The sequence below is a fragment of the Betaproteobacteria bacterium genome, from assembly GCA_016720925.1.
Classification (GTDB): Bacteria; Pseudomonadota; Gammaproteobacteria; order Burkholderiales; family Usitatibacteraceae; genus UKL13-2.
This window is the reverse complement of the sequence record JADKJR010000006.1, coordinates 315,876-340,031: the sequence shown is the minus strand read 5'-3', so window position 1 is coordinate 340,031 and position 24,156 is coordinate 315,876. Positions and strand designations below refer to the sequence as shown.

Annotated in this window: 27 protein-coding genes and 2 tRNA genes; 17 read left to right on the top strand and 12 right to left on the bottom strand. The window is 57.4% G+C overall.

Features of this window, described 5'->3' with window-relative positions; translation table 11 throughout:
- Positions 1 to 244: 244 nt before the first annotated feature.
- Positions 245 to 1,942 carry a bifunctional metallophosphatase/5'-nucleotidase gene (locus IPP88_11760; protein ID MBL0123366.1) on the bottom strand — a complete coding sequence of 566 codons (1,698 nt, stop codon included), beginning with the start codon at positions 1,940 to 1,942 and terminating at the stop codon, positions 245 to 247.
- 175 nt (positions 1,943 to 2,117) lie between these two features.
- On the opposite strand from IPP88_11760, the gene IPP88_11755 reads away from it, so the two are divergent.
- From IPP88_11755 to IPP88_11740, 4 genes are all read left to right on the top strand, one after another.
- The gene (locus IPP88_11755; protein ID MBL0123365.1) at positions 2,118 to 3,362 is read left to right on the top strand and encodes a nucleoside:proton symporter; all 1,245 of its coding nucleotides are present in this window, start codon (positions 2,118 to 2,120) and stop codon (positions 3,360 to 3,362) included.
- 9 nt (positions 3,363 to 3,371) lie between these two features.
- Positions 3,372 to 4,748 carry a leucyl aminopeptidase family protein gene (locus tag IPP88_11750; protein ID MBL0123364.1) on the top strand — a complete coding sequence of 459 codons (1,377 nt, stop codon included), beginning with the start codon at positions 3,372 to 3,374 and terminating at the stop codon, positions 4,746 to 4,748.
- 246 nt (positions 4,749 to 4,994) lie between these two features.
- The gene (locus IPP88_11745) at positions 4,995 to 5,990 is read left to right on the top strand and encodes a TAXI family TRAP transporter solute-binding subunit (protein ID MBL0123363.1); all 996 of its coding nucleotides are present in this window, start codon (positions 4,995 to 4,997) and stop codon (positions 5,988 to 5,990) included.
- Positions 5,991 to 6,119: 129 nt separating this feature from the next.
- Positions 6,120 to 8,774: a TRAP transporter permease gene (locus IPP88_11740; protein ID MBL0123362.1), complete on the top strand. Its 2,655-nt coding sequence runs from the start codon at positions 6,120 to 6,122 to the stop codon at positions 8,772 to 8,774.
- On the opposite strand, the gene IPP88_11735 is transcribed toward IPP88_11740, so the two are convergent.
- Positions 8,771 to 8,938, bottom strand: a complete 168-nt coding sequence (locus tag IPP88_11735; GenBank protein MBL0123361.1) for a hypothetical protein — start codon at positions 8,936 to 8,938, stop codon at positions 8,771 to 8,773. The two genes, IPP88_11740 and IPP88_11735, sit on opposite strands and share 4 nt — an antisense overlap.
- A 232-nt stretch (positions 8,939 to 9,170) precedes the next feature.
- Here IPP88_11735 and IPP88_11730 point away from each other — a divergent pair, with 232 nt between their 5' ends.
- The 5 genes from IPP88_11730 to IPP88_11710 all read left to right on the top strand — a co-directional run bounded on the left by IPP88_11730 (position 9,171) and on the right by IPP88_11710 (position 13,537).
- Positions 9,171 to 9,653, top strand: coding sequence for a 4Fe-4S dicluster domain-containing protein (locus tag IPP88_11730; protein MBL0123360.1), 483 nt, complete (start codon positions 9,171 to 9,173; stop codon positions 9,651 to 9,653).
- Between the two features lie 11 nt (positions 9,654 to 9,664).
- The gene (locus IPP88_11725; protein ID MBL0123359.1) at positions 9,665 to 11,512 is read left to right on the top strand and encodes an aldehyde ferredoxin oxidoreductase family protein; all 1,848 of its coding nucleotides are present in this window, start codon (positions 9,665 to 9,667) and stop codon (positions 11,510 to 11,512) included.
- A gap of 208 nt (positions 11,513 to 11,720) precedes the next feature.
- Positions 11,721 to 12,977 (top strand): NAD(P)/FAD-dependent oxidoreductase, encoded by a 1,257-nt coding sequence (locus IPP88_11720; protein MBL0123358.1) that lies wholly within the window; start codon positions 11,721 to 11,723, stop codon positions 12,975 to 12,977.
- Positions 12,978 to 12,980: 3 nt separating this feature from the next.
- A complete protein-coding gene (locus IPP88_11715) occupies positions 12,981 to 13,232 on the top strand; it encodes a MoaD/ThiS family protein (GenBank protein MBL0123357.1) in 252 nt (83 codons plus the stop codon).
- A gap of 44 nt (positions 13,233 to 13,276) precedes the next feature.
- Complete coding sequence (locus tag IPP88_11710) at positions 13,277 to 13,537, top strand: hypothetical protein (GenBank protein MBL0123356.1); 261 nt, start codon at positions 13,277 to 13,279, stop codon at positions 13,535 to 13,537.
- Between the two features lie 195 nt (positions 13,538 to 13,732).
- Here IPP88_11710 and IPP88_11705 read toward each other — a convergent pair whose 3' ends face one another.
- Entirely contained in the window at positions 13,733 to 14,116 is a 384-nt protein-coding gene (locus IPP88_11705; GenBank protein ID MBL0123355.1) for an AgmX/PglI C-terminal domain-containing protein, read from the bottom strand.
- A gap of 148 nt (positions 14,117 to 14,264) precedes the next feature.
- On the bottom strand, positions 14,265 to 14,984 hold the full coding sequence (locus IPP88_11700) for a hypothetical protein (GenBank protein MBL0123354.1): 720 nt from the start codon (positions 14,982 to 14,984) through the stop codon (positions 14,265 to 14,267).
- Between the two features lie 154 nt (positions 14,985 to 15,138).
- Between IPP88_11700 and IPP88_11695 the strand changes: the two genes are divergently transcribed.
- The 7 genes from IPP88_11695 (at position 15,139) to IPP88_11665 (ending at position 17,928) form a co-directional block, all read left to right on the top strand.
- Positions 15,139 to 15,375: a zinc ribbon domain-containing protein gene (locus IPP88_11695; protein ID MBL0123353.1), complete on the top strand. Its 237-nt coding sequence runs from the start codon at positions 15,139 to 15,141 to the stop codon at positions 15,373 to 15,375.
- Between the two features lie 118 nt (positions 15,376 to 15,493).
- Complete coding sequence (locus IPP88_11690) at positions 15,494 to 15,901, top strand: GIY-YIG nuclease family protein (protein ID MBL0123352.1); 408 nt, start codon at positions 15,494 to 15,496, stop codon at positions 15,899 to 15,901.
- Positions 15,902 to 16,047: 146 nt separating this feature from the next.
- Positions 16,048 to 16,467, top strand: coding sequence for a hemerythrin family protein (locus tag IPP88_11685; protein ID MBL0123351.1), 420 nt, complete (start codon positions 16,048 to 16,050; stop codon positions 16,465 to 16,467).
- A gap of 170 nt (positions 16,468 to 16,637) precedes the next feature.
- The gene (locus IPP88_11680) at positions 16,638 to 16,829 is read left to right on the top strand and encodes a YjfB family protein (protein ID MBL0123350.1); all 192 of its coding nucleotides are present in this window, start codon (positions 16,638 to 16,640) and stop codon (positions 16,827 to 16,829) included.
- Between the two features lies 1 nt (position 16,830).
- The gene (locus IPP88_11675) at positions 16,831 to 16,992 is read left to right on the top strand and encodes a hypothetical protein (GenBank protein MBL0123349.1); all 162 of its coding nucleotides are present in this window, start codon (positions 16,831 to 16,833) and stop codon (positions 16,990 to 16,992) included.
- A 123-nt stretch (positions 16,993 to 17,115) separates the two neighbouring features.
- Positions 17,116 to 17,460: a c-type cytochrome gene (locus tag IPP88_11670; GenBank protein MBL0123348.1), complete on the top strand. Its 345-nt coding sequence runs from the start codon at positions 17,116 to 17,118 to the stop codon at positions 17,458 to 17,460.
- 201 nt (positions 17,461 to 17,661) lie between these two features.
- On the top strand, positions 17,662 to 17,928 hold the full coding sequence (locus IPP88_11665; protein MBL0123347.1) for a hypothetical protein: 267 nt from the start codon (positions 17,662 to 17,664) through the stop codon (positions 17,926 to 17,928).
- A 79-nt stretch (positions 17,929 to 18,007) separates the two neighbouring features.
- Here IPP88_11665 and IPP88_11660 read toward each other — a convergent pair whose 3' ends face one another.
- The 3 genes from IPP88_11660 to IPP88_11650 all read right to left on the bottom strand — a co-directional run bounded on the left by IPP88_11660 (position 18,008) and on the right by IPP88_11650 (position 19,665).
- Positions 18,008 to 18,637, bottom strand: a complete 630-nt coding sequence (locus IPP88_11660) for a phasin family protein (protein MBL0123346.1) — start codon at positions 18,635 to 18,637, stop codon at positions 18,008 to 18,010.
- Positions 18,638 to 18,966: 329 nt separating this feature from the next.
- Positions 18,967 to 19,143, bottom strand: coding sequence for a hypothetical protein (locus IPP88_11655; protein ID MBL0123345.1), 177 nt, complete (start codon positions 19,141 to 19,143; stop codon positions 18,967 to 18,969).
- A 282-nt stretch (positions 19,144 to 19,425) separates the two neighbouring features.
- Positions 19,426 to 19,665 carry a CDGSH iron-sulfur domain-containing protein gene (locus IPP88_11650; protein MBL0123344.1) on the bottom strand — a complete coding sequence of 80 codons (240 nt, stop codon included), beginning with the start codon at positions 19,663 to 19,665 and terminating at the stop codon, positions 19,426 to 19,428.
- 227 nt (positions 19,666 to 19,892) lie between these two features.
- Between IPP88_11650 and ppk2 the strand changes: the two genes are divergently transcribed.
- Positions 19,893 to 20,801 carry a polyphosphate kinase 2 gene (ppk2, locus tag IPP88_11645; GenBank protein MBL0123343.1) on the top strand — a complete coding sequence of 303 codons (909 nt, stop codon included), beginning with the start codon at positions 19,893 to 19,895 and terminating at the stop codon, positions 20,799 to 20,801.
- 206 nt (positions 20,802 to 21,007) lie between these two features.
- Here ppk2 and IPP88_11640 read toward each other — a convergent pair whose 3' ends face one another.
- From IPP88_11640 to IPP88_11620, 5 genes are all read right to left on the bottom strand, one after another.
- Positions 21,008 to 21,277: a hypothetical protein gene (locus tag IPP88_11640; GenBank protein ID MBL0123342.1), complete on the bottom strand. Its 270-nt coding sequence runs from the start codon at positions 21,275 to 21,277 to the stop codon at positions 21,008 to 21,010.
- A gap of 483 nt (positions 21,278 to 21,760) precedes the next feature.
- On the bottom strand, positions 21,761 to 22,090 hold the full coding sequence (locus tag IPP88_11635; GenBank protein ID MBL0123341.1) for a YegP family protein: 330 nt from the start codon (positions 22,088 to 22,090) through the stop codon (positions 21,761 to 21,763).
- Positions 22,091 to 22,331: 241 nt separating this feature from the next.
- Positions 22,332 to 22,407, bottom strand: a tRNA-Lys gene (locus IPP88_11630).
- 201 nt (positions 22,408 to 22,608) lie between these two features.
- Positions 22,609 to 22,684: transfer RNA gene (locus tag IPP88_11625), tRNA-Lys, on the bottom strand.
- A gap of 132 nt (positions 22,685 to 22,816) precedes the next feature.
- On the bottom strand, positions 22,817 to 23,938 hold the full coding sequence (locus IPP88_11620) for a YeeE/YedE family protein (protein MBL0123340.1): 1,122 nt from the start codon (positions 23,936 to 23,938) through the stop codon (positions 22,817 to 22,819).
- Positions 23,939 to 24,156: the final 218 nt, after the last annotated feature.

The window sequence follows — 24,156 nt, the reverse complement described above, 5'->3', positions numbered from 1 at the left end:
TAGCGGGCGATTATGACGGATTCAAGTCAATTAGTGAACCAAACAGTCAGGTTACGAGACGTACTCGGGAAACAATCCCAATATCAACAGGGACTTCCGATTTGAATTGCAATTCTTGTCTTAAGTATGTTTCCTGAAAATGACAGGAACCCCGGCATGAATGTGTTGCGTACATGCAACAGATTGGTCCCTGGCTGGAAAAGCGATCATGCAAAAGACAGGGCAAGTTGCGTTGCACGTCGCGTCAGTTGAGTTTTGAAATCCTTCCCAGTGGTGGTGGCGAATACGGAGAGTTCGCACCGAGAAACGCGACGAGCGCTTCAAGATCAAGTACCCCGACTTGTCGCTCGGTGCCTTCCTGAAAAACCGTCATCCCTTCGCTTCCGCCCGCGATAAAACTATTTGCCACAACCCGATACTGAAGTTCCGGGCTGACAGGCATTCCATTCAGCTTCATGGATGCGGCGATCACTTTCTCGCCGCGCGGTTTGGCGGCATCCCACGTGTAGCTGAAACCGCTGGAAACACCCATGAGGCGTGCGCGATCACCATTGAATTGCTGTTCGAGCAACGCCTTCAATTGTTTGCCGGTGAGATTCATGCTGATCAAATCATTCTGGAATGGCTGGGTCTTGAATAGCTCGCCGTACTTCACGCTGCCATCCGGCGCCGGGATGATGGTGGAGCGCAGGCTGCCCGGATTATTAAAGGCGATTACCGCGCCGCCCTTGTCCGGCGCGGCGGCGGAAAACAGGTGCGCGTCGGCGATCAAATTGCCCATGGTGGATTCGCCTGACGGATTCGCCACCAGCGTGATCTCGCGATTCACTTTCGCGACGACACGATTTTCCAGCGGCTCGGCCAGGCGTGAATATTTTTCCACCAGGGCCGTCAACGCAACATCCTTCGGCCCTTTCGGATCGACGACGAGGTTTTGCGCTTTCTTGCTGACGATCTTTCCCGTCGCACGATCTATTCTCAGATCAACTTCCGTCACCAACGTACCGTAGCTGCCGGCACTCGTCATGAGTTTGCCGCCGACATCGCAAACATAAAAGCGGTGCGTGTGCGCACTGAGCACCACGTCCACGGCCGCGCTGAATTTCTCGGCGACATCTTTGCCCTTGCCGCTAAAATCCTTGCATTCGTTGATGCCGCCACCGGCGCCTTGCACCCCGCCTTCGTGCATGACGACCACGATCGCCGCAACGCCTTTGGCCTGGATCTCCGGCACCAGCTTATTGACGGTTTCTGCTTCTCCGTTGAAGGCGAGCCCTGTCGTGCCGCCCGGCCGCACAATCGCTGGTGTTCCATGCAGCGTCAAGCCGATGAACGCGACTTTTACCCCGTCAAATTCCTTGACCACATAAGCGGGAAACAGCGTCTGGCCGGTGGCGTTTTCCACGACGTTGGCGGCAAGAAACGGGAACCGGGAACCTGCGTAAGGTTCGCGTCCTCCACAATCGGGTTTGCCTTCCTTGTTTTCGGCACAGCCTCCCGCACGCAGACGTTTCAGGTGTTTTGCACCGTAGTCAAATTCATGATTTCCCACAGCGTGAATATCGACACCGACCAGATTCATGGCTTCGATCGTCGGCTCGTCACGGAAAAACGCAGAGAGCAGGGGCGTCGCGCCAACCATGTCGCCCGCGGACACGACGACGTGATTTGAGTTTTTTCCCTTTAGCAAGCGAACCAGCGCCGAAAATTGCTCAATGCCGCCAGCGGGCTCAAGGCGAAAGCCGATCGATTGGGTCGCGTCGGGCACCGGTACGCGCAGATTCGGTGTCTTCAGGTTGCCATGAAAATCATTGAAGGCGATGAGTTTCACATCCACCGTCGCGGACGTTGCTTTTGCAGGCGGAATATCGCGACCCGGCGTGGCGCACCCGCCCACAAAAATGGCGGCAGAAAATAGCAGCAACGATAAAACGCGCTTCATGGTGGCAACTTTCCAAAAAAGAGATTAACGAAGCGGCCTATTTTACGCCGAGCCTCCGGCTTCATACGCCGAGCCTGCGGCCGCAAGCGACGCGCGGCAGGGCGCATATCGCGCGCTTCCTTTCCCCGGTATGATTCCGCCTTTCCCCCTTGCATCCGCCCTGGAGTATCCATCCATGCCACTCGCCCTGCAGAGCCTAATGGGCTTCATCCTGTTATTCGTCTTCGCCTGGGCCATTTCGGAAAAGCGCCACGTCATTAACTGGCGCACCGTGTTTGGCGCGATGATCCTGCAGGTCGTGATGTTTGTGCTGCTGTTCAAATTTCCGTGGTTCAAGGAAATGTCGATGCTGCTGAACGACGCACTGAATGGTGTCGCTGCCGCCACGCGCGAAGGCACCAAGTTCGTATTCGGCTATCTGGGCGGCGCGGATGCCCCGTTCAAAATCGAGGACGGCCGGAGTCCTTTCATCCTGATGACCAACGCGTTGCCACTAATCATTGTCGTATCGGCGCTGTCGTCGCTGCTGTTCTATTTGCGCATCCTGCCGATGATCGTCAATGCATTTTCCTGGCTCTTGAAAAAGACCATCGGCGTCGGCGGTGCGGTCGGCGTTTCAACGGCCGCCAATATTTTCCTCGGCACCGTGGAAGCGCCGATGTTCATCAAACCGTATCTGGCCAAGCTCTCGCGCGGCGAGTTGTTCATCACCATGGCGGGCGGCATGGCGGGCATTGCCGGCACCGTCATGGTGTTGTACGGCATCATCCTCGCCCCGGTGGTGCCGGATGCGATTGGTCATGTGCTGATTGTCTCTTTCATCAGTGCGCCGGCCGCCGTGGCGGTCTCGGCACTGATGGTGCCTCATGAAGGACCGGTCACCGATGGAGATATCACCGCCGACAAGCCATCGAGCAGCGTGATGGATGCGGTGACGCAGGGCACCGTCGACGGCGTCGCCAGCTACATTAACGTCGCCGCCATGCTGATCGTGCTGACGGCGCTGATCGCGCTCACCAACATGATCCTCGGTCTGCCGTTCGCAAAGGGCGAGGCGCCGACGCTGCAGGGCATCCTCGGCTGGTTCATGGCGCCGGTGGTGTGGCTGATCGGCATTCCATGGGCCGAGGCGCAGACCGCGGGCGCGCTGATGGGTACCAAGACGGTCCTCAATGAGTTCATCGCGTTCCTGGATCTTGCCAAAATGGGCCCGGGCGTGATGACGGAACGCAGCCGCGTCATCATGATTTACGCCCTGTGCGGTTTCGCCAACTTCGCCTCGATCGGTATCATCATCGGCGGCCTCGGCAGCATCTGCCCGGAGCGGCGCGATGACATCATCGACATGGGCTACAAGAGTCTGATCGCCGGTACGCTGGCGACACTTTCCTGCGGCGCGCTGGTCGGCATTATTTACTAGAAAGCCCCTATGGCAATCGTTATCGACCTTTCGTTGGCCGCGAAGGCCATACCCATTGTCGTCATCCGCAGTGGCAATTTCGATGCCTACGTCGCGCATGCTGATGCGCGCACCAGGACATGGCTCGGCGCAACCGCGTTTCATGCGAAGCCGCACACATATGCGCTGGTACCGGCGGACGATGGCAGCATTGCACAGGTGCTGGTGGGCATCAAGGATGCTGGTGACGTGTATGCGCTCTCGCATCTGCCGCTCGCCCTGCCCGCTGGCGATTACACCATCGCCACCCATCACGATACGCTTGACCGCGACGCCGCCGCCTTGAGTTGGGGACTCGGCAGCTATCAGTTCACGCGGTACAAGAAGGCGCCACGCGCGGCGGCGAACCTGGTGATCACTGCCGGCGATGATGTGACGCGCGCGCAGAAGATATTGGCGGCGACGACGCTCATCCGTGATCTGGTCAATACGCCGACGGAAGACATGGGGCCGCAGCATCTGGCTGATATCGCGAAGGGATTGGCAAGTGAATTCGGCGCGACATTTTGCGAGTGGGTCGGTGACGAGCTGTTGACGCATAACTTTCCGGCGATTCACGCGGTGGGCCGTGCCAGCCATCGTCCGCCGCGCTTGATCGAACTCATCTGGGGCAACGAAAAACATCCGCGCATCGCCATCGTCGGCAAAGGTGTCTGCTTCGATACAGGCGGCCTCGACATCAAGGGCGCGGAAGGCATGCGCAACATGAAAAAAGACATGGGCGGCGGCGCGCACGCGCTCGGGCTGGCGCGCCTGATCATGGACATGAATCTGCCGATTCGACTGCACATGCTGATACCCGCCGTGGAAAACGCCATCGCCGGCAACGCCTATCGCCCTGGCGAGGTAGTCACAACCCGCAATGGACTCAATATCGAAATCGGCAATACCGATGCCGAGGGCCGCGTCGTGTTGTCGGATGCGCTCTCGTATGCCGCCGAATCGGCGCCGGAAATCATCATCGACTTCGCCACACTCACCGGTGCCGCCCGTGTCGCACTTGGCCCGGAACTGCCGGCAACGTTTGTGAACAACAACGCATTGTTCGCCGCATTGAATGAGGCCAGCATCCAAACGCATGATCCGCTGTGGCGCATGCCGCTTTGGCAAAACTACAACGACATGATCAAGAGCAATATCGGCGACATCGTCAACACCAGCGGCCCGCAGGCCGGCGCTGTGACCGCAGCACTATTCCTTGAACACTTCGTGCCATCGGGCCAGCCGTGGATTCACATCGATCTTTTCGCCTGGACGCCGAAGGCCAAGCCCGGCCGACCGGAAGGTGGCGAGGCGCAGGCATTGCGTGCCGTTTTCGCGATGCTGGAGGCGAAGTACCGCACTTAGGCGTGCCATACCGCACGTTGATTGCGGCCAACGGTTACAAGGTTCACGCCTGTGCAACGGCATCACAGCCATCGTGCCCGCCTAAACTCCAGCACTGGCGCGGCTTTCCGGGCATGTCCCTTCAAGAACCGCATGGATAGGATGTTTCCAGCCGATCATGTACGGAATTTTCCCGCCATCCATCCAGTGCTTGCGTGCTAACCTAGGCGTTGCATCACACAAGACAATCATTGCCTGGAGGGCGCTATGCAAGTGAAATCACGTATTCAACTCAAGTTCAAGGTATTGGTCGCCGCTGCACTGGTGGCGGGCGGCACGATGGGCGTCAGCGCCCCGGCTGTCGCGCAGCAATCTAAATTCGTTACCGTCGGTACCGGCGGTATCGTCGGGGTGTACTACCCGCTTGGCGGTGCGATCTGCCGCTTCGTCAATGCCGGCCGCAAGGACCACGGCCTGCGTTGCACGGTCGAATCCACGGGCGGTTCGGTGTTCAATATCAATGCCGTCATGTCCGGCGACATGGATATCGGGTTCGCGCAAAGCGATACCCAGTATTACGCCATGACCGGCGCGGGCGCCTTCAAGGACAAACCACAGCCGAAACTGCGCGCCTTGTTCTCGGTCTATCCGGAGCTGGTTACGCTGGTCGCGCGCCAGGACGCGAATATCAAGACCTTCAGCGACATCAAGGGCAAGCGCATCAACATCGGCGATCCGGGTTCCGGCACCCGCGCCACCACCGAATTGGTGATGGGCGCGATGGGGATCAAGAAAGAGGACCTCAAGTTTGCAGGTGAACTGAAGTTTGTTGAAATGGCCCCGGCACTGTGCGACAACAAGATCGACGCCTTCACCTTTGTGGCCGGCCATCCCAACGCGATCTTCCAGGAAGCCGCCACCTCCTGCTCAACCAACATCGCCTCGATCACGGGGCCTGGTGTGGACAAACTGGTGAAAGACAATCCGTTCTACGCCAAGGCCAATGTCCCGGGCAAGATGTACAAGGGCACCGACAATCCGCAGCCGACGTTTGGTGTGCTCGCGACCATCGTGGCCAGCGCGGATTTGCCGGAACAGACGGCATACATCATCACCAAGGCCGTATTCGACAACTTCGACGACTTCAGGAAACTGCATCCCGCGGTGGCGAACATCACCAAGGAACAGATGCTTGAAGGCAATACCGTGCCGTTCCATCCCGGCGCAATGAAGTACTTCAAGGAAAAAGGCTTGATGAAATAAACGCATCGGCGACAGTGCCGAAGATACGAGGGGCGCCGTGGCGCCCTTCGTCATTGCGCCGTCAGGCGTTGCGCGAATGGTGACCTTGCCCGCGAGAGGCGAGATGCATTGTGAAACACGGGGGAGTGCATGAGCAACAACAAAATCACATCATCGCCGTCGGCACCGGATGCCCCGGCACCGGAAGGCCAGGCACTGATCGAAAAAGTCATCGCTGCCGAATCCGGCGCGCGCGCGCCTGAGGGCTTCACCCGGCAACTGATCGTTTATCTCGCGGTGGCGTGGTCGCTGTTCCAGCTGTGGATATCGTCGCCGGTGCCGTTCTGGGTGTCGGCGGCCGTACCGGCCTTGCAGAAGTTCGTGATGTTCAACGACACCATGGCGCGTTCCATTCACCTGAGTTTTGCCATCTTCCTGGTGTATCTCGCCTATCCCATGTGGAAGAAGAGCCCGCGCAGCTACGTACCGGCCTATGACTGGTTGTTCGCCTTCGCCGCCGCGTTTTGCACAAGTTACCTGTTTGTCTTTCACGCCGAACTTTCCACCCGCCAAGGCAGCCCGACCACGCTGGACATCGGCGTTGCGTGCGTGGGCGTGGTCATGTTGCTGGAGGCGACGCGCCGCTGCCTCGGCAAGCCGATGATGATCATGGGTATTGTGTTCCTGGTGTACATGTTCGCCGGCCAGTACATGCCGGACATGATTGCGCACAAAGGCGCTTCGCTGTCGCGCGCGGCTTCGCACCAATGGATCACCACCGAAGGCGTTTTCGGCGTGGCGCTGGGGGTATCGACCAGCTTCGTGTTCCTCTATGTCCTGTTCGGCGCGATGTTGGACAAGGCCGGCGCAGGAAATTACCTGACCCGCGTGGCGTTCGCGCTGATGGGGCACATGCGCGGCGGGCCGGCCAAGGCAGCCGTGCTGTCGTCCGGATTGAACGGCATGATCTCCGGCTCGTCGGTCGCCAACGTTCTTACCGGCGGCAATGTCACGATCATGCTGATGAAGCGAGTAGGTTATTCCGCCGTGAAGGCCGGCGCCATCGAGGTTTCCTCGTCAAGCAATGGCCAGATCATGCCGCCGGTGATGGGCGCGGCTGCGTTCCTGATGGTGGAGTACGTCAACATCCCTTACAGCGAAATCGTCAAGCATGCATTCCTGCCGGCCATACTCGCTTATCTCTCGTTGCTGTATATCGTGCACCTGGAGGCCTGCAAGGCGGGCATGGTCGGGCTGCCGCGGCGCATCTCGCCACTGAAGGGCCGCCTGCTCGGCTGGGCGGGGGCGATTGCCGGCACGCTGATCATCGTGAAGGTCTCGCTTGCGCTGACTGAATGGATTCCCGCCGTGTTTGGTGAAGCATCCAGCCTGGTGGTGGGTGCGATGATTGCGATCATCTATGTGGGGCTGGTGTGGTATTCCGTGCGCTGGCCGGACAACGTGACCGACGAACTGGACCCGGATTCGATGACCGAATTGCCGGCGACCATGCCGACCCTGCTGGCCGGATTGTTTTACATCCTGCCCCTGTTCATCCTGGTGTGGTGCCTGATGGTGATGGAGCAATCGCCCGGCCTCGCCGCGTTCTACGCCTGCACCTTTATGGCGCTGATGCTGGTCACGCAACGGCCAATGATCGCGTTTTTCCGCAAGCGATCGCTTGCCGGTGCTGCCCGGCATGGGTTCCTGGATTTTTACCAGAGCCTGGAATTGGGCGGACGCAACATGATCGGCATTGCCATCGCGACTTCCGTCGCCGGGATTATCGTCGGCACCGTCAGCCTCACCGGCATCGGACAGGTGTTGGCCAATGTCGTCGAAGAATTGTCATTCGGCTCATTGATGGTGGTGCTGTTGCTGACTGCACTGTTATCGCTGATCCTCGGCATGGGACTGCCGACGACCGCCAATTACATCGTCGTCGCGACGTTGCTTGCGCCGGTGATTGTTTCGCTCGCGGCATCACACGGGCTGGAAGTGCCGCTGATTGCCGTGCATCTCTTCGTCTTCTACTTCGGCATCATGGCCGACGCCACGCCGCCGGTTGCGCTTGCCGCCTACGCCGCCGCCGGGCTGTCGGGCGCGGACCCACTGGAGACCGGCATCCAGGGATTCATCTATGAGATTCGCACGGCCATCCTGCCCTTCATGTTCATCTTCAATACCGAATTGCTGATGATCGGCATCACGTCGTGGCCGCACTTCGTGTGGGTCGTGGTGACGGCAATTACCGCCTGTTTCGTTTTTGCCGCGGTGACGCAGGGCTTTTTCCTGACGCGCAACCGTGCGTGGGAAGCCGTCGCCCTGGTCCTGGTCACGTTTTCGTTGTTTCGCCCGGACATCTACCGCGACTGGTTTTATGCGCCATATCGCGTGGCCCCGCTGTCGCAACTGCAGGCGGAAATCAGCAAGCTGAAACCCGACCAGAACATGCGCTTGCGCATCGAGGTCGAGGAAAAGGACAAGACCGGAAAAGTGGAAATCGAGCAGCGCACGTTTGTGCTGCCGGTGACCAAGGGTTCGGATGAAGGGCGCCTGAAGCGCGTCGGGCTGGAGCTCGATACCGCGCCCAGGGACGGCAAGCTGGAGATCGTCGACATCGGCGTCGACAGCAAAGCCGAAAGGGCGCGTCTCGATATCGGCAACAAGAACCGCCTGCTCGGCATCGAGGTGCGAAACCCGCAGCCGGACAAGGAGTGGTTTGCGCTGCCGGCATTCCTGCTGTTGGGGCTGGTGATCTTTTCACAGCGCCGCCGAATCGTGCGCGAAGGAGCGGCGAATTAGAGAGACTCCAGCACTGGTGCGGTATTCAGGCGTAAAATGGCTGTAAAGCTGCGCCAGTGCTGGCGTTTCAACCAGCCGCCGGGCGCAATAGAAGCGTAGGAATGCTCCACGCGTGACGCCTGCATGGCGGCAATTTGAATCGCCTTACGACAATAAAGCAGCATTTCTCGCGATACCTTGCGCCCCCGGCGAGTACCTCGTCTTCGCCCGAACAATAGTCAGTGTCGTTCAGCTTTGAGGGCAAGGTACGGACACGTACTTTCGCCCGTTTTTTTCGCGCACATTCGGCTGGCGCGCCGCAGCATGACAAGCTGAAACGTTTGTCTTATCATGCATTCCTGCGCAAATTTTCCGCGCAATCCCCAGCGACACCCACTATTTCCTGGAGGAAGCACCATGCAGAAGTCGCTTCACATTGATCCCGCCAAATGTACCGGATGCCTGCAGTGCGAGATGGCTTGTTCCTACGAGCACACCGGCACGTTCAATCCGTCCAAATCGCGCATCAAGGTCTTCGACTTTGAACACGAAGGCCGCAAGGTGCCCTACACCTGCACGCAATGCGCCGATGCGTGGTGCCTGAAAGCGTGCCCGGTCGATGCGATCACGATGGACCATGTCACGGGCGCCAAGGTGGTCAATGAGGCAACCTGCGTTGGCTGCAAGGTATGCACCATTGCCTGCCCCTTTGGTACCGTCAATTACGTCGCCGAAACCGGCAAGGTGCAGAAGTGCGACCTGTGCGGTGGCGACCCCAAATGCGTCGAGGCGTGCCCGACGGCCGCGATTACCTACGTTGACTCTGACTGGACCGGGATCGATCGCATGCGCGCCTGGGCCGCCAAAGCCAACACCAATACCCCTGCTGTAGCCGCTTAGGAGCCTTGACCATGGGATGGAACCGAAAAGTCCTGCGTGTAAACCTGACCGCTGGCACCTGCAAGCCCGAACCGCTGAACATGAAGTGGGCCGATGAGTACCTCGGCTCGCGCGGTCTCTCCGCAAAATATCTGGTTTCGGAAATCGACCCGAAGGTTGATCCACTTTCTCCGGAAAACAAGATGATCATGGCCACCGGCCCGTTGACCGGTACCATGGCATCAACCGGCGGCCGATACACCGTCACCACCAAAGGCGCGCTGACCAATGCGATTGCCTGCTCCAACTCCGGCGGCTACTTCGGCGCGGAAATGAAATTCGCCGGCTGGGACATGATTATCTTTGAAGGCAAATCACCGAAGCCGGTTTACCTCTACGTCGAGAACGACAAGGCCGAACTGCGCGATGCCGCACACCTGTGGGGCAAGACTTGCTGGCAAACCGAAGAGACGATCAAATCCAGCCATCAGGATCCGCTAATCCGCGTGTCGTCGATCGGCGGCGCCGGTGAAAACAAAGTCATGTACGCCTGCATCGTCAACGACCTGCATCGGGCGGCAGGACGCTCCGGCGTCGGCGCGGTGATGGGCTCAAAGAACCTGAAGGCCGTGGCGATCCGCGGCACCAAGGGCTTTTCCGGCATCAAGGATTTCCCGGCGTTCATGAAAGCTGCCAATGCGGGCAAGAAGGTACTCGCGGACAATGCCGTCACCGGCCAGGGCTTGCCGAAGTACGGCACGCAGGTGCTGATGAACGTGATCAACGAAATGGGCGCGCTGCCGACGCGCAATCACCGCGACGTGCAGTTCGAAAGTGCCGGCAAAATTTCCGGCGAAGCCATGCACGAAAAACGTCCCACCGATGGCAAGGCGCATCTCGTAACCAATGCAGCGTGCTTCGGTTGCACCATCGCTTGCGGCCGTATTTCGAAAATGGATGAAACGCATTTCTCGGTCAAGAACAGCCCGCAATACTGGGGTGCATCCGGTGGCCTCGAATATGAAGCCGCGTGGGCGCTGGGTGCGGCCAATGGCGTCGGTGATCTTGAAGCACTGCAATACGCCAACCTGTTGTGCAACGAACACGGCATGGATCCGATTTCCTTTGGTGCCACAGTCGGTGCGGCGATGGAACTGCAGGACCTCGGCATTCTCACCAAGGAGCAGATTGGGCTCGACGCAAAATTCGGTTCAGCCGAGGCGTTGTGCAAGCTGGTGGAGATGACGGCCAAAGGCGAAGGCTTCGGCAAGGAGCTTGGACTGGGCAGCGCGCGCATGTGCGCCAAGTATGGCAAGCCGGAACTGTCGATGAGCGTCAAGGGCCAGGAATTCCCGGCCTATGACTCGCGTGGTATTCAGGGCATGGGACTCGCTTACGCCACATCGAATCGCGGCGCCTGCCATCTGCGCGGCTACACCGTGGCGTCCGAAGTGCTCGGCATTCCGGTCAAGACCGATCCGCTGGTTACCGAAGGCAAAGCAGATCTGGTCAAGGCATTCCAGGACGCGACCGGCGTATTTGATTCCGCCGGTATTTGCGTGTTCACCAGTTTTGCGTGGACGCTCGCGGATGTGCAACCGCAGATTCAGGCGGCGTGCGAAGGTGACTGGTCGATGGAGAAATTGAATCTGGTCGGCGAGCGCATCTGGAACATGGAGCGGCAGTTCAATCTCGCCGCCGGCATGACCGCAAAAGACGACGATTTGCCGCCGCGCCTGAAAAACGAGCCTGCCAAGACCGGACCCGCCAAAGGATTGGTCAGCGGCATCGAAAAAATGCGACCGGAGTACTACAAGGTCCGCGGCTGGTCAGCGGGTGGTGTGCCGGAGAAGGAAACGCTGAAGCGGCTTGGTCTGTAAGCGATCGGCGGAATAAAGCGCGGGAGACCAATTTCCAGGATTCTCCGTTCGTGCTGAGCCTGTCGAAGCACTGTATGGGCTGATGTCAGCCTGCTCAGCCCTTCGACAGCTCAGGGCGAACGGAAATGTAGCGAGGAGATGACGCTGCGAATCTGGCGTGGTGAACACTTCCGTTCACGCGCATCTTTTCTCTCCAACGAGGAAATCAATGAAACACATCATTCTCGGCAACGGCCCGGCCGGTGTAGTGGCCGCTGAAACCCTGCGCAGCGCCGCACCGCAAGATGAGATCTTGCTGGTCGGCAACGAAGATGCGCCACCGTATTCGCGAATGGCCATTCCTTATCTGCTCGAAGGCAATATCGATGAAGCCGGAACATATCTGCGCAAGTCGCCCGGACACTTTGAACGCCTGCGCATCAGCCAACGGCGCGGCATGGCGGTTTCGGTCAACACCGAAAAACGCACGGTGCTGTTCGATGACGGTCACTTTGAGAATTTCGATCGCCTGCTGATCTCCACCGGCTCACACCCGGTGCGGCCACCGATACCCGGCATCGATCTGCCGGAAGTGCAGACCTGCTGGACGCTTGCCGATGCGCGCGCCATTGCCGTATTGGCCAAACCTGGTTCGCGCGTGCTGCAGCTCGGCGCAGGTTTCATCGGCTGCATCATCATGGAATCGCTAGTGAAGCGCGGGGTAAAACTGACAGTGGTCGAAATGGGCGACCGCATGGTGCCGCGCATGATGACGCCCGAAGCCGGTGGCATGATCAAGCGATGGGTCGAGAAACAAGGTGTGCGGGTGGTGACCAAAGCCGGCGTCGAACGCATCAGCAGAGGCGCGAAGGATGCCAACGCACCATTAACCGTGACACTTACCAACGCCGAGAAGGTTGCGTGCGACCTGGTGATTGTCGCAGCCGGTGTTGCGCCCAATGTGAGCTTTCTGGAAGGAACGAAAGTGCACGTTGCAAAGGGAATTCTGGTTGACGACACCATGCAGACGTCGGTTCCCGGCGTTTATGCCGCGGGTGATGTGGCCGAGGCTCCCGACCTTTTCAGCGGCCGTCACCTGGTGGCCGCCATCCAGCCCAACGCGGCCGATCAGGCGCGCTTCGCCGCGCTCAACATGGCCGGGCAGGCTGCCAGGATGAAGGGCGTGCTGGCGATCAATGTGCTCGACTCGCTCGGCATGATTTCGTCCTCTTTCGGTGAGTGGCAAGGCGTCGATGGTGGCGATGGCGTGGAGAAGGTGGACGAAGCCAACGGCCGCTACATCAGCCTGCAATTCCAGGACGACGTGCTCATTGGCGCGACTTCCATCGGATTGACAGAACACGTCGGCGCGCTACGCGGCCTGATTCAGGGCAAATCGCGACTTGGCGCGTGGAAACAGAGACTGCTGCAAACACCGACCCGATTCGCCGAGGCCTTTATCGCCTGCCAGCGGCCAAATAGCTAGACAATGCGAGTCTCGATCAAGCTCTACGCGACACTCACCGATTATCTTCCGCCGGGAACGAGGAACAATCGGGTGGAGGTCGATCTGGCTGACAGCACCACCATTGACGCAGCGCTCGCGCCATTCGCGTTGCCCGCAAAAATGACTCATCTTGTCCTGGTAAATGGCGTTTATATCCCGCAGGAAGGTCGCGCGGGCACCTGTTTGCAGGATGGTGACACCCTCGCTGTATGGCCGCCGATTGCCGGTGGCTGATGGCTGATGGCCCCTTCCCATGGAGTGCCAGCCGCGTTCGACGGATGAACAGCACGCCGCTGGAATTCCGCAGAACGCTGGTACAGGCTTTCGGCAATTCCGTGAGCGAGGACAATTCCGGCCTGTTGCTGACCACCGAAGATGCGGTTCTGCATTTCGCCCTGACGAGCGAAATGCCATATCACGTGGGCGAACTAAGTATCACCCTGCTGCGCGTGGAGATCAGCGTTCGGGCAGGCAACGATATCGCTGCGAAAACTCTTCAGGAAAAGGTAGACCGGGCAACACAGCGCGGCGGCGGTTAGGGGTTTGTTGAAATTGGGTGTCGCGCGACAGTTCAATGTCGCCGCAAAGCACTTCCTCCTTTTTCGAACGAGGATTGAGGAGGACTATCCAGCGACTGCAAGTCTTGGGCGGGAAACAGTTTGCGGGGCAGGCAATCGCGTCGGCCAACCGGCAGAGAAACGTTCCGGCAATCCCCGTCAGCGCGGACAATTTCGTCAAAAAGTCTGCGGCAGATCGTAAGGCGCACTTTTTTGCTTGCTCTTCGGAAACGACCAATCACCGATCAGGCCGGTCAGACACTTGGCGAAGGTCGACCCCTTGAATTCAGTGCTGACAATGTTGATGTTGGACGTCTTCCCTGAAGGGTCCACCGTGAAACGCGCAACCAGCTTTCCGGAGACTTTCGGCTCCTTTTTCTTGTGTTCGCTGCGGCACTTGTTGATGTCGCCGGTCGCGAACAGGACCACCTTGGAAATGTCGACCTTGGAAAGCTTGTCGACTTCCTTCTGGCTTCCAAATGGGAGATTCAACTGGGCGACGGCAGGAGTGGTACATGCCATCATGAATGCGAGTGTGGAAACTTTGGTAAAAAAATGCATGGTGACCTCCGTGGTTTTTCCTGTTCATTTGAAGAAGCGTGACGTGAGCATGATGCTTAGCGAAACCGGGGCAAATGTAAATCCAGCTACTGTTCGAAAAATGTATTGGGATAAGTTCCGAGGCACGACCATGGCCTGTGCCACGACTCTAGCCTTCTTCGACGACCGTAAAGTCGATATTCTCGCTGGTTGCGGCATGAATACGTATCTTCAGTTTTCGGAACGTGACAATTTCTGCATTGGCGTCATAGTCCATGCGCTGGAAACGCGCCGTACGCGCAGTGCTTTCCGCAGTGAACTCTCGATATGTCATGTGCAGGTGGCCCCCAGACGCGCCGTTGTAGATCAACTCATAGTTTACGTAACCCCTCGCCTTCAGCACACGGTCTTCAACGTCTTGCAGCATGCGCGCGTCGGACGGCGAGACGGTACTGTCAAACCAGGCGAGCCCGGAAACAGCATTGCCCACCACTCCCGCGGCTCGCTGGAGAATAATTCCATCGGGACGGACAATCGCGGCAATACCCCTTGAAAGCGGGTCCGGCACAACGAAATGGGACACGCCATCCATTTCGAATCGCGCCAGGATGGGATAGGTGCGATTCGCGGCGAATCTCATTGTTGGAATGGAATCTCTGGCGATGGTTATCGCGTGCGTCGGCCGGACGGCCGAGTGCTCGATGCGCTCGACATAATAGTCCTTGACCTTGACTATTGCGTCGCCGACCGCCACCCGGCTACGCGTGCCAAGCAAATAGCTCCGTTCAAACAAATGAACCGGATCAATCTTGGTCGCCTCCACTTGCGCCTGATGCGCGCATCCGCCAAGAAAAAGTGAGGCAAAAAACACGCCACGGACTATCTGCACATTTTGCCTGTGAGTATTGATTCGTTTGGGCCGTCAATTCAACGCAATCGTACAATCGTAACATCGCCGCGCCATAAATAGACTGATGATTGCGCAAGCGTCATATAATTTGCGGTGCAGTGCGTTTTCTCCACGAAAATACGGAAATATTGAAATGCCGATCTATGAATATCAATGCCGCGACTGTAACAAGGAATTCGAGAAATTGATGCGGTCGTCCACACCCGCCCCGGCGTGCCCCCAATGCGGCAGCACCGCTTTGCAAAAGAAGCTGTCCACGTTCGCCGCCGTGACGGCGGCCTCCTCGACGACCTTCAACGAAACACCCACCCCATGCCAAGGTTGCGGCATGCCAGGCGGTCCGGGTGCCTGCGGGTTTTCGCAAGGCTGATCGCCGCGTGCGGCGTTTCTGCAGGTGTCGGAAACGCGGCGGTGAATACGGCAAAGGTCGCCGGCAGCGGTAAGTGGCGGTGGATAAACGACGGAGTACGACCGCTCCCGGATGCGCCATGACACCAACAATTTCCTACCAGCTCCACATTGATGTCAAGCGGTCGATTCGGATACGCGTTGGGTGCCTTGGCCATTTCCAGTTTCCTGCTGGCAGTTATGTCTACACTGGCAGCGCCAAACGCAACATAGAAACGCGAATTGCGAGGCACCTGCGCAAGGAGAAGGCGTTCCACTGGCACATCGACTGGCTACTGGCGGCGCCCGGGGTCACAGTCGCGCGTGTGACGTGCTCCGGCAAAGGTGAATGCGCACTCAATCAACAAGTGACTGGCACGATTGTGGTCCCGGGTTTCGGTGCTTCCGATTGCCGGAACGGCTGCGGAAGCCATCTGCGCTATCTTGGAAAAAGCAGTGAGGCTGCAAACCACGCCTATCGCGGCGCGGGCCGGATTTGCCCCCAATGAACACGGCTTGCAAAATATCCTCTGACCAAAAAAAGGAAAAGTGAGAAAATATCGCAGCCGCATTCTGGCGGCTTGCGTAAATTCATTGCCATCGGCTGAAGCGGGCAATTTTACTGGTGCTTTGTGGCGCATGAGAGGAGCCTGAAATTTCGCGATTATCCTGGAGTGACCAGCTGGCGGTTGGAATCGACGAAATTGATGCCCAGCACATGCAACTGGTGCAATTGATCAACGGATTGCACGACCATATTGTCGCCGGCGATGCAATGGAGACTATGGAAAAAGTTCTCCGCCGCGTGATCGAATACACCGCGTTTCATTTTGAAACCGAAGAAGGGCTCATGAACAAGCACGGGTATCCGGAATCGGTCGCCCATATCGAGGAGCACAGGAAATTAGTCTCAACTGCCCTCAAATTGCAGAAGATTTTCGGGTCGGGCGCAGGTGCTTTCACCATGGATACCATCGCTTTCCTGCAAGACTGGCTATGGCACCACATTGACCAATCGGACAAGATGCTGGGTACATATCTCGCGGCCAATGGCCTGACGAAATCGGCAGAATGAAAATCGGGGCCGAGCCCCAGTACTTGTGGATGCCGTAAGGATGCCGGTCCCGCATTTGTGGCGGCTCCCAAGCAAGTTATTTCGCACTGACACAATCGTTTCCCCTTAAGAGCGGGCCGCCATTGCCGATATACGTCTTGCACGCTACGCAAAACAAGGATGAGGGCCCGATGGACGTTGGCAAAATCGCAAGACTGGCGATAAACATGTCGGTAGCACGCACCGACCAGGCAGTCGGTATCGCCGTCTTGAGAAAAGCGCTCGATGTACAGGCAAACGGTGCGATGTCCCTGGTCGCCGCCCTTCCCGCGCTTCCAAGCCCTTCGTCCAGCCTGGGGCAGAAAGTGAATGCCACGGCGTGAAATGGAGCACAGTACCGCGCGGTTTCGGCACACTGGCGCCATCGATCGCTCCGCGAAGCGCATCAAATCCGTCAAATCCTTCACTCTCCGGCCCATTGCGCGCAACCCCGATTACCTGGTGCCGCGTACCGCCATCCATCCGCGCGTGCGGGTCAGCAGTTGATGTGGATCAAACGTGATTTGCCTATCTTTACATTGTTTGATCCTGATCACAATCTCGCCTGCGCGGTACGTTTTTAATGTCAATTCGTGTCAGCCGTACCCATTCAATTGAAGGAGATAGAGCATGAAACTGAAGTTGATCGCCAGTCTGATTTTTGCAGGTTCAGCCACTGTACTCTGCGCCGTCCCTGTGCATGCTGCCGTAGACGCCAATGCCGCGCAGGCTCTCGCCAAGAAAAGCGGTTGCATGAAGTGCCACGCGATCGACAAGGCGAAAAAAGGCTCGTCATACCAGAAGACTGCGGCGAAATATAAAGGCAAGGCTGACGGCGAAGCCAAGGTGACCGACAGCATCACCAAAGGACCGAGGGTGAAATTCGAGGACGGAACGGAAGAAGATCACAAAGTGATCGAGTCAAAGGATGCAAAGGAGATCAAGAATCTGGTGCAGTGGATTCTGGCGCAGTAAAAAACTTCTGTTCTTGATTCGTGCCGGAAGGCCCGCGCACCCATTGGATTTTTCTTTGCGTGCAAGATAGTCCCGTTGTGCGCGGTGACCGGTAACCTGTTTTCAATTTCCTCGCGGCCTGAAACTGGATCACCCGCCGGTGTTTGATTGGGTGCTGTGAATGGCGACTTTGGTTTTCGATGTTCGTGCCGATAAACAAGCATGCACACGGTTGGGATGTGGGAAATCAATCTTAGAGCGCACACGGCACAGACCGGTGGATTTGTCGTCAAGTTCACGGCGCAACCAATGGGCTCGTATTGCGACACGGATTGCTGCCGGGATATGGAAGGCGTTGTGTGGTGGGGAAAAGTTTCCCCCGAGAGTCACGCTATCCGGAACGAGACGATGCGCCTGCGAATGCTGCAGGAGGCCGCCGATGTCTATCAGCGCGTGATACGAAAAACGATTCCGCCGACGCGAATTTGACCCGCGCCACCGATTTTCGGCACGCGATCACGAAAGTCCCATGGCCTATCTCAATCAAATGTTTGCGAAGGACGGTGGATCAACGAATGTGGCGTGCCATGCCAATTTGGCGTTCGCGGCAGCGCCCCGCCATTCGGCGGGTGATGCGCTGACGGGCCCGCGTGCTTACTTGCGTTTTGCGCCGCTCGCGGGCTTCTTGACTCGCTTTGACTGTCGCTTTGACTGTCTCGTTGACGTTACCCATGGCGGCGGTCGATGCCTTTGAAATCTGCTCAAAAGCCGCGTTGGCGGAAGCGATCGCCTGCTGGAAAGATTCCATCATGTTTGGTGTTTGGCCAGGCAGATTCTTCATGAAAGTCTGCATGGATTCGTTCATGTCCTGACTGCCAGACGCCAATTGCTCGGTGACCAGCCGGGAAAACTCGGCTCGCGCGGCGTTACTGATCTCGGCAATCTGTTGCGCGGCTTCCACCATGCGCTGGGTCGTTTCCTGCGCGTACTTTGTGCGCAACTGCATCATCGCCTGCGGATCGTGCGCGCTGGTCTGCGCCTTGGCGTTTTCCACGCCACTTTGAAACATTTCCTTGGCCAGCTCGGTTTGCAGCGCCATGATGCGCCGGGAATTATCCATCGAAAGCTGCGCCATACGCATGGCGGCTTCCATGTTCTTGCGTTGTAATTCGCTGAATTGTTCGCCTTTGCCTGCCATGATGGTTCTCCCGTGATTTATTCGACGGGATTAATTTACCACCAATGCATTACGATAATCTGACTTGGATCAACAGGCATCGTTTTGGCATCAGGCGTGGTTGTGCGACCTTGCGCGAAGGCGCGAGACAACGCGCTTGGGCGCACATCCACGAAGCGGCGCTGTGCTGTCAAGAAATAAACATCAAACTCAAGCACTGGTGCGGATTCTCAGCCATAAATGTCTGGAAGCCCTCGCCAAATGGCGTTCTATGCGTTATGTCTCTATGAAAGTGGCCTCGGGGGCAATTGCTAGTGCGTGCCCCTTCAATCCTCGATCCCTCCAAAACGCTACGCGACCCGCGACAACGCTTTCACCGGCACGCCGGGATTGAGTGCATATTCGGCGACGAGTTCAAGTGCCGTCAGTACCTGATCGAACCAGCCCGCGTCCTCCGGACAGGGTTCTGCAAGCAGGCAGTCCAGTGCATCAACTTTGGTTTGCAGATTCTTGTCGGTGGTTTTCATGATCGCCGGGTGGTTAGTGGTGATGCGCAAATATTGAGCTCCCCGGCGGAATAGGGGTGTGGGATAGCGCACGTTTTTCAATGTTTAACAATTGGCGGGTGGATCCGCCAAAGTCAATTTGGCCTGCACCGTTTGCGAGGCCAAGTGCACTCCCTGTCCGCGCAACTACTCGGACACGGAAAAACCCGTGGGCAGGTGAGAGTTTGTCGATCGATTACCTGATCGGGACACCAGGCACTCGCACTCAGGCGCCGGCGAGCTCCTCGCTTCGCGCGTGTTGTGTTACAGGCTCTTGTGGCTACCGTCGCAAAGCGCTCCGTTCTTGCTGTTCTTGCAGCCGCAGAAGTAGACCGTGCCACTCGCCGCCGCCTTGTGCTCGATTGGATTGAATTCGCTTCCCTTATGCGAGCCATCGCAGAACGGCTGGCTCTTGCTCTTGCCGCAAGCACACCACCAATAACTTTTCCCCGCTTCAACGGCGACGGGATATGGCGATTTTTGTGCGATTTCAGGTATGACCATTTTCTGACTCCTTTACCAGAAACGAATTCAAGGGATTCGTCCTGAGACATTGATCCTGACACAATTTCCCGCCGCTGCGATATGTCAATCAACCGAAACCAAGCCAATAAAGTTACAAATACGGAACCACGCAAGCGCGGCGCCAGGTCATGCGGGCCGCGCGGCAAGCGTCGAATTTGCCCGGGTGGTGTATCCTTTTTCATAGACGAGATCTACAGGAGACAGGAATGACGAAGATGGCAAATACGGCCAAGATAAGGAAGTCCCAGAAAACGAAAGGCGGCGAGCTTCTCGCGGATGCGAAAGAAGCGGAAGCCATCGAGAAAGCGTGGAAATCGACCGGCCGCTCCAAGCCGCGCAGGCCTGGCAAGAAATACAAGTACGTCGAGGAGCTCGCGCACCTGCAGATGGAACTCATCAAGCTGCAGGAATGGGTTCGCGGGCACGGCCTGCGTGTCGCGGTGATCTTCGAGGGCCGCGATGCCGCGGGCAAAGGCGGTGTGATCAAGCGCATCACGGAGAGCCTCAACCCGCGGGTATGCCGCATTGTCGCGCTGGGCACACCGACCGAACGCGAGCGCGGCCAGTGGTATTTCCAGCGCTACGTTCCGCACCTGCCGGCCGCCGGCGAAATCGTGCTATTCGACCGCAGTTGGTATAACCGCGCTGGCGTCGAACATGTGATGGGTTTTTGCACCGAGGCTGAATACCAGGAGTTCCTGCGATCCTGCCCGCTGTTCGAGGAAATGCTGATTCGTTCCGGCATCTACCTAATCAAATACTGGTTCTCGGTAAACGATGAAGAACAGGAGAAGCGCTTCCAGGAACGCATCCGCAATCCCAGCAAGCGCTGGAAGCTCAGCCCGATGGACATGGAATCACGCAAACACTGGATCGAGTATTCCAAGGCGAAGGACGTGATGTTTGCCGCGACCGACAAACCCAAAGCGCGCTGGAACGTGGTGGAAGCCGACGACAAGAAAAAGGCCCGCCTCAACTGCATTTCCCATCTGCTTAACCAGATTCCCTACGAACACATCACCCCGGTCGAGATCGAAGTGCCGCCGCGGCAGGCCGACATCGGCTACAAGCGCCCGAAGATGTCGAGCCAGCGGTTCGTCCCCAAGATTTACTAGCGGCCGCGCATCGGCAAAGACCTGGAGCACGCCGCAAAGATGCAGACGACGGCTTACCCGTGACCGCGTAACCATGCGCAATCTGGGCCGTGCAACAACAGTTAGCCAAGAACGCAAAATCGGATCAAACTACAACGGAATTCAATCGTTCATCAACCGGAGGTTAAATTGAGTCACGCAAAAATGTTGAAGGCCAGAAGGCAAAATCAAAAAAACAAAAAACTCCTCGACGGGGCCGAAAAGAAAGCGAAGAAGGAGGCGAAGCTAGCGTTGGCAGGGCCCGTCGTGAAGAAAGAGAAGGTAAAGAAAGAAAAAGTGAAGGTGGAAAAGTCAAAATCGAAAAAGTGAAAAAGGTGAAACTGACCAAGGAAGAACTCAGCCGGCAAGAGGCGAAAAATAAAGCCGGCGCGGTCGCCGGAAAAAAAGGCTAGGACGCGCTTTCTTTCAAATGCGGCCCGGATGGTGGGCTGCGTCACCGGGCTAATTCTTCAGCTGTCTATCCCCCTCGAAACTGTAGCCAAACTCCAGCACTGGCGCGCATTTCCCGGCATTATTTGCCTGGAAGGCGCGCCAAATGGCGATCTGCGATTGATTGCGCTGGGGATACCACGTGTGTTGTTGCGCGAACGAAATTACCCAACTGCGCGCGACGACGGGTACCCGGTTTTCGAACTGCATTGGCATTCCAAACCAACGCATTAGCACGGTTTTGGCTGGGTCGTCGCACTCGCGCATTGCTGGGTAATCTGGGCCGCGCAGGAACATCGTACAAATCACTAGCAATGGCACGACGGCTACGCGTTTCTTTGGTCCGGCCCATGCTCAGAAAAACTGATAGCGGCCGGGAACGCACATTCAGGTGCGACGTGGCTTCATCAATTAGCCGCAAAAAACCAACAAAAGGCCCGTCCGGAGACAGGCCTAAGTGTTTCAAAGCTTTGGTGGGGCGTGAGGGACTATTAGACTTCCTTGATTGTCGGTGTAGGACCATTGGATTTCACTGACGCGATGCCGTTGTCCCTTGCAGCCACACTGCTGTACATCTCACTCTTGCCTATCGTCTGTCCATTGGTTGCCGTCAAAACGAAATATGGACTGTCATCTTTCGCAGTCTTTTTTTCATACCGCTCATCCTTCGGCGAATTGGTCTGCACTGAAGCAATCCCACCTTTCGCCGCTTCTTTAGAGCCATAAGTCTCGCTCGTCAGGATTACTTCATGATTACCCGCCTTGAGATTGAACACGTATCCAGAGGCACCAGACTTCTTTAGTTCGTAGTAGCCGGTCATATGAAATTCCTTTCGCAAACTGGAGTGAAATGGTACTTGGTACAAGCCCGAAAATGCGTGCGCAACGTACAGTTTACGTCGTTGTGCCGAACCTTGTGTGGTTTGCAAACACCGACCTGTGGGAACTGCAATTTGGAAGTTAGTTTTGTTAGCCTTCCGGTAAGCAAAGCGCCAACCCAATGCCGACGCCCCAAAAAGCAAAAAGGCCCGTCATCAGACAGGCCTAAGTGCTTTAAAGTTTTGGTGGGCCGTGAGTGGCTCGAACACTCGACCTACGGATTAAGAGTCCGCTGCTCTACCAACTGAGCTAACGACCCACGTTTTTTTGATTCTCTAACACTGCAGGCTCGGCAACAAGTCCGCTGCTCTTCCACGGAAAGCCCTGCATGGCTTTCCGGTTCATCAGGCGCGTTCCGTGGAACGCGAAACCCCTGATTCACCCAACTGAGCTAACGACCCAAAACAGAAGGACATTATCTAATACAAAGGGCTGCCAATGGCAGCCCTTTGTTTGAAACTGGTAGGCCGTGCGGGATTCGAACCTGCGACCAACGGATTAAAAGTCCGCTGCTCTACCAACTGAGCTAACGACCCAACATTGCCGGGTTTTGGGGGGGGGGGGGGGGGGCGGGGGGCGCCCCCCCTTTCTCCCCCGCCCCCACAAAGCTCGCAATTATAACTTTCCATCAAATTCCGGTCAACCCAAGAATCGCCTTGCGCAACGGATCAGCCCTCCTGCATCAGTCTCCAGTACTCATATTTGAGTGTTGCCCAGCAGCCGAAAACAATTGCCGCCAAGGCCAGAAATGAGCCCACGGCGAGCGTGGAAAGCCCGGTCATGCCTTGTCCGATCGTGCAGCCCATTGCGGTAACGCCGCCAAATCCCATCAGCGTAGCGCCCAGAATATGCTTGCGGGTATCGTCGATATTCGCAAAGCCCTCCCAGCGAAACCGTTTGGTGATCAAGGCATAGGCCAGCGAGCCAGCAATCATGCCGGCGATTGAGGCGATACCGAAGGTCACGATCAGCGATTTGTCGCTCCAGAGCATCAGCAATTCAAGGCTATACGCGGTCGGCGCGACAAAGGTCAGTGATTCCGCCGTCCGGCTGTTGGTGCCGAAGAACACCATTTCCAGTGTGTCGGGGTTCTCACCAAAGCCGATGTGCGCACTGACGTACCAGCCCGCCACCACGGCAAGGCCATAGCCCAATCCGCCCAGCCAGCCATCGAGACTTCTGCGGAATTCCGTTCCCGCCAATACGAATACGAGCATCGGCGCCGCGACTATTGCCGCGATGGCGATTTGCGCGGATTTCTTGCTGACTCCCATCATGGAACCCACCAGCGCCCCGAATTCCTGCGTGCCGATGCCTTGCGGTGCCAGATCGACATTAACCACATCCAGATAGTTGACCCGCCATACGCCGAACAGGCCCTTCATCGTCATGTAGGCCGATATGCCAAGGAACACGAACACCACCAGCGATTTGACGTTTCCCCCGCCGATGCGCACCAGCGTGCGGCTGCCGCAGCCGCTGGACAATGTCATGCCGATACCGAATAGCAGGCCGCCGACAAGGTAGGAAAGCCACGTCACATTCGGCCGGACGTAAAACGCTTTGGACAGATCTATCAAACCGAACGCGTAGAGCGCCTGCGCGCCGACAATCGCCACCGCCATGCCCAGCACCCACATCCGCATGCGCGAAAAGTCACCCATGTTGACGATGTCCGAGACGGCGCCAAGCGTGCAGAACTGTGTGCGCGCGGAAATGGCGCCGAGTACGAAAGCAATCGCGAAACTAAGCCAGGCGACGGTGACCGCAAGATTGGGCGTGTTGCTCATGAAGCGGAAATAGCAGATGTCTTGAAGATCGCCATTCTACGCGTTGCACATTGGGTGGCGAAACCTTGTGGCCGTTCCGATCCGCAAGCGGGGTCATGGCGCTACCTCAAGGTTGTCGTCCCGGATTTAGTCCCGGGGGAGAGGCGGGGAATTCGCAGAGCATGCTCTGCGCCCGGCGAGCGCCAATCCAATGCAGTAGATTGGCCCAAGTTTCGCCA

Coding starts and splice junctions, on each gene's coding strand:
- IPP88_11760 (MBL0123366.1), bottom strand. CDS start 1,942: ATGAAGCGCGTTTTATCGTTGCTGCTATTTTCTGCCGCCATTTTTGTG.
- IPP88_11755 (MBL0123365.1), top strand. CDS start 2,118: ATGCCACTCGCCCTGCAGAGCCTAATGGGCTTCATCCTGTTATTCGTC.
- IPP88_11750 (MBL0123364.1), top strand. CDS start 3,372: ATGGCAATCGTTATCGACCTTTCGTTGGCCGCGAAGGCCATACCCATT.
- IPP88_11745 (MBL0123363.1), top strand. CDS start 4,995: ATGCAAGTGAAATCACGTATTCAACTCAAGTTCAAGGTATTGGTCGCC.
- IPP88_11740 (MBL0123362.1), top strand. CDS start 6,120: ATGAGCAACAACAAAATCACATCATCGCCGTCGGCACCGGATGCCCCG.
- IPP88_11735 (MBL0123361.1), bottom strand. CDS start 8,938: ATGCTGCTTTATTGTCGTAAGGCGATTCAAATTGCCGCCATGCAGGCG.
- IPP88_11730 (MBL0123360.1), top strand. CDS start 9,171: ATGCAGAAGTCGCTTCACATTGATCCCGCCAAATGTACCGGATGCCTG.
- IPP88_11725 (MBL0123359.1), top strand. CDS start 9,665: ATGGGATGGAACCGAAAAGTCCTGCGTGTAAACCTGACCGCTGGCACC.
- IPP88_11720 (MBL0123358.1), top strand. CDS start 11,721: ATGAAACACATCATTCTCGGCAACGGCCCGGCCGGTGTAGTGGCCGCT.
- IPP88_11715 (MBL0123357.1), top strand. CDS start 12,981: ATGCGAGTCTCGATCAAGCTCTACGCGACACTCACCGATTATCTTCCG.
- IPP88_11710 (MBL0123356.1), top strand. CDS start 13,277: ATGAACAGCACGCCGCTGGAATTCCGCAGAACGCTGGTACAGGCTTTC.
- IPP88_11705 (MBL0123355.1), bottom strand. CDS start 14,116: ATGCATTTTTTTACCAAAGTTTCCACACTCGCATTCATGATGGCATGT.
- IPP88_11695 (MBL0123353.1), top strand. CDS start 15,139: ATGCCGATCTATGAATATCAATGCCGCGACTGTAACAAGGAATTCGAG.
- IPP88_11690 (MBL0123352.1), top strand. CDS start 15,494: ATGACACCAACAATTTCCTACCAGCTCCACATTGATGTCAAGCGGTCG.
- IPP88_11680 (MBL0123350.1), top strand. CDS start 16,638: ATGGACGTTGGCAAAATCGCAAGACTGGCGATAAACATGTCGGTAGCA.
- IPP88_11675 (MBL0123349.1), top strand. CDS start 16,831: ATGGAGCACAGTACCGCGCGGTTTCGGCACACTGGCGCCATCGATCGC.
- IPP88_11670 (MBL0123348.1), top strand. CDS start 17,116: ATGAAACTGAAGTTGATCGCCAGTCTGATTTTTGCAGGTTCAGCCACT.
- IPP88_11665 (MBL0123347.1), top strand. CDS start 17,662: ATGCACACGGTTGGGATGTGGGAAATCAATCTTAGAGCGCACACGGCA.
- IPP88_11660 (MBL0123346.1), bottom strand. CDS start 18,637: ATGGCAGGCAAAGGCGAACAATTCAGCGAATTACAACGCAAGAACATG.
- IPP88_11655 (MBL0123345.1), bottom strand. CDS start 19,143: ATGAAAACCACCGACAAGAATCTGCAAACCAAAGTTGATGCACTGGAC.
- IPP88_11650 (MBL0123344.1), bottom strand. CDS start 19,665: ATGGTCATACCTGAAATCGCACAAAAATCGCCATATCCCGTCGCCGTT.
- ppk2 (MBL0123343.1), top strand. CDS start 19,893: ATGACGAAGATGGCAAATACGGCCAAGATAAGGAAGTCCCAGAAAACG.
- IPP88_11635 (MBL0123341.1), bottom strand. CDS start 22,090: ATGACCGGCTACTACGAACTAAAGAAGTCTGGTGCCTCTGGATACGTG.
- IPP88_11620 (MBL0123340.1), bottom strand. CDS start 23,938: ATGAGCAACACGCCCAATCTTGCGGTCACCGTCGCCTGGCTTAGTTTC.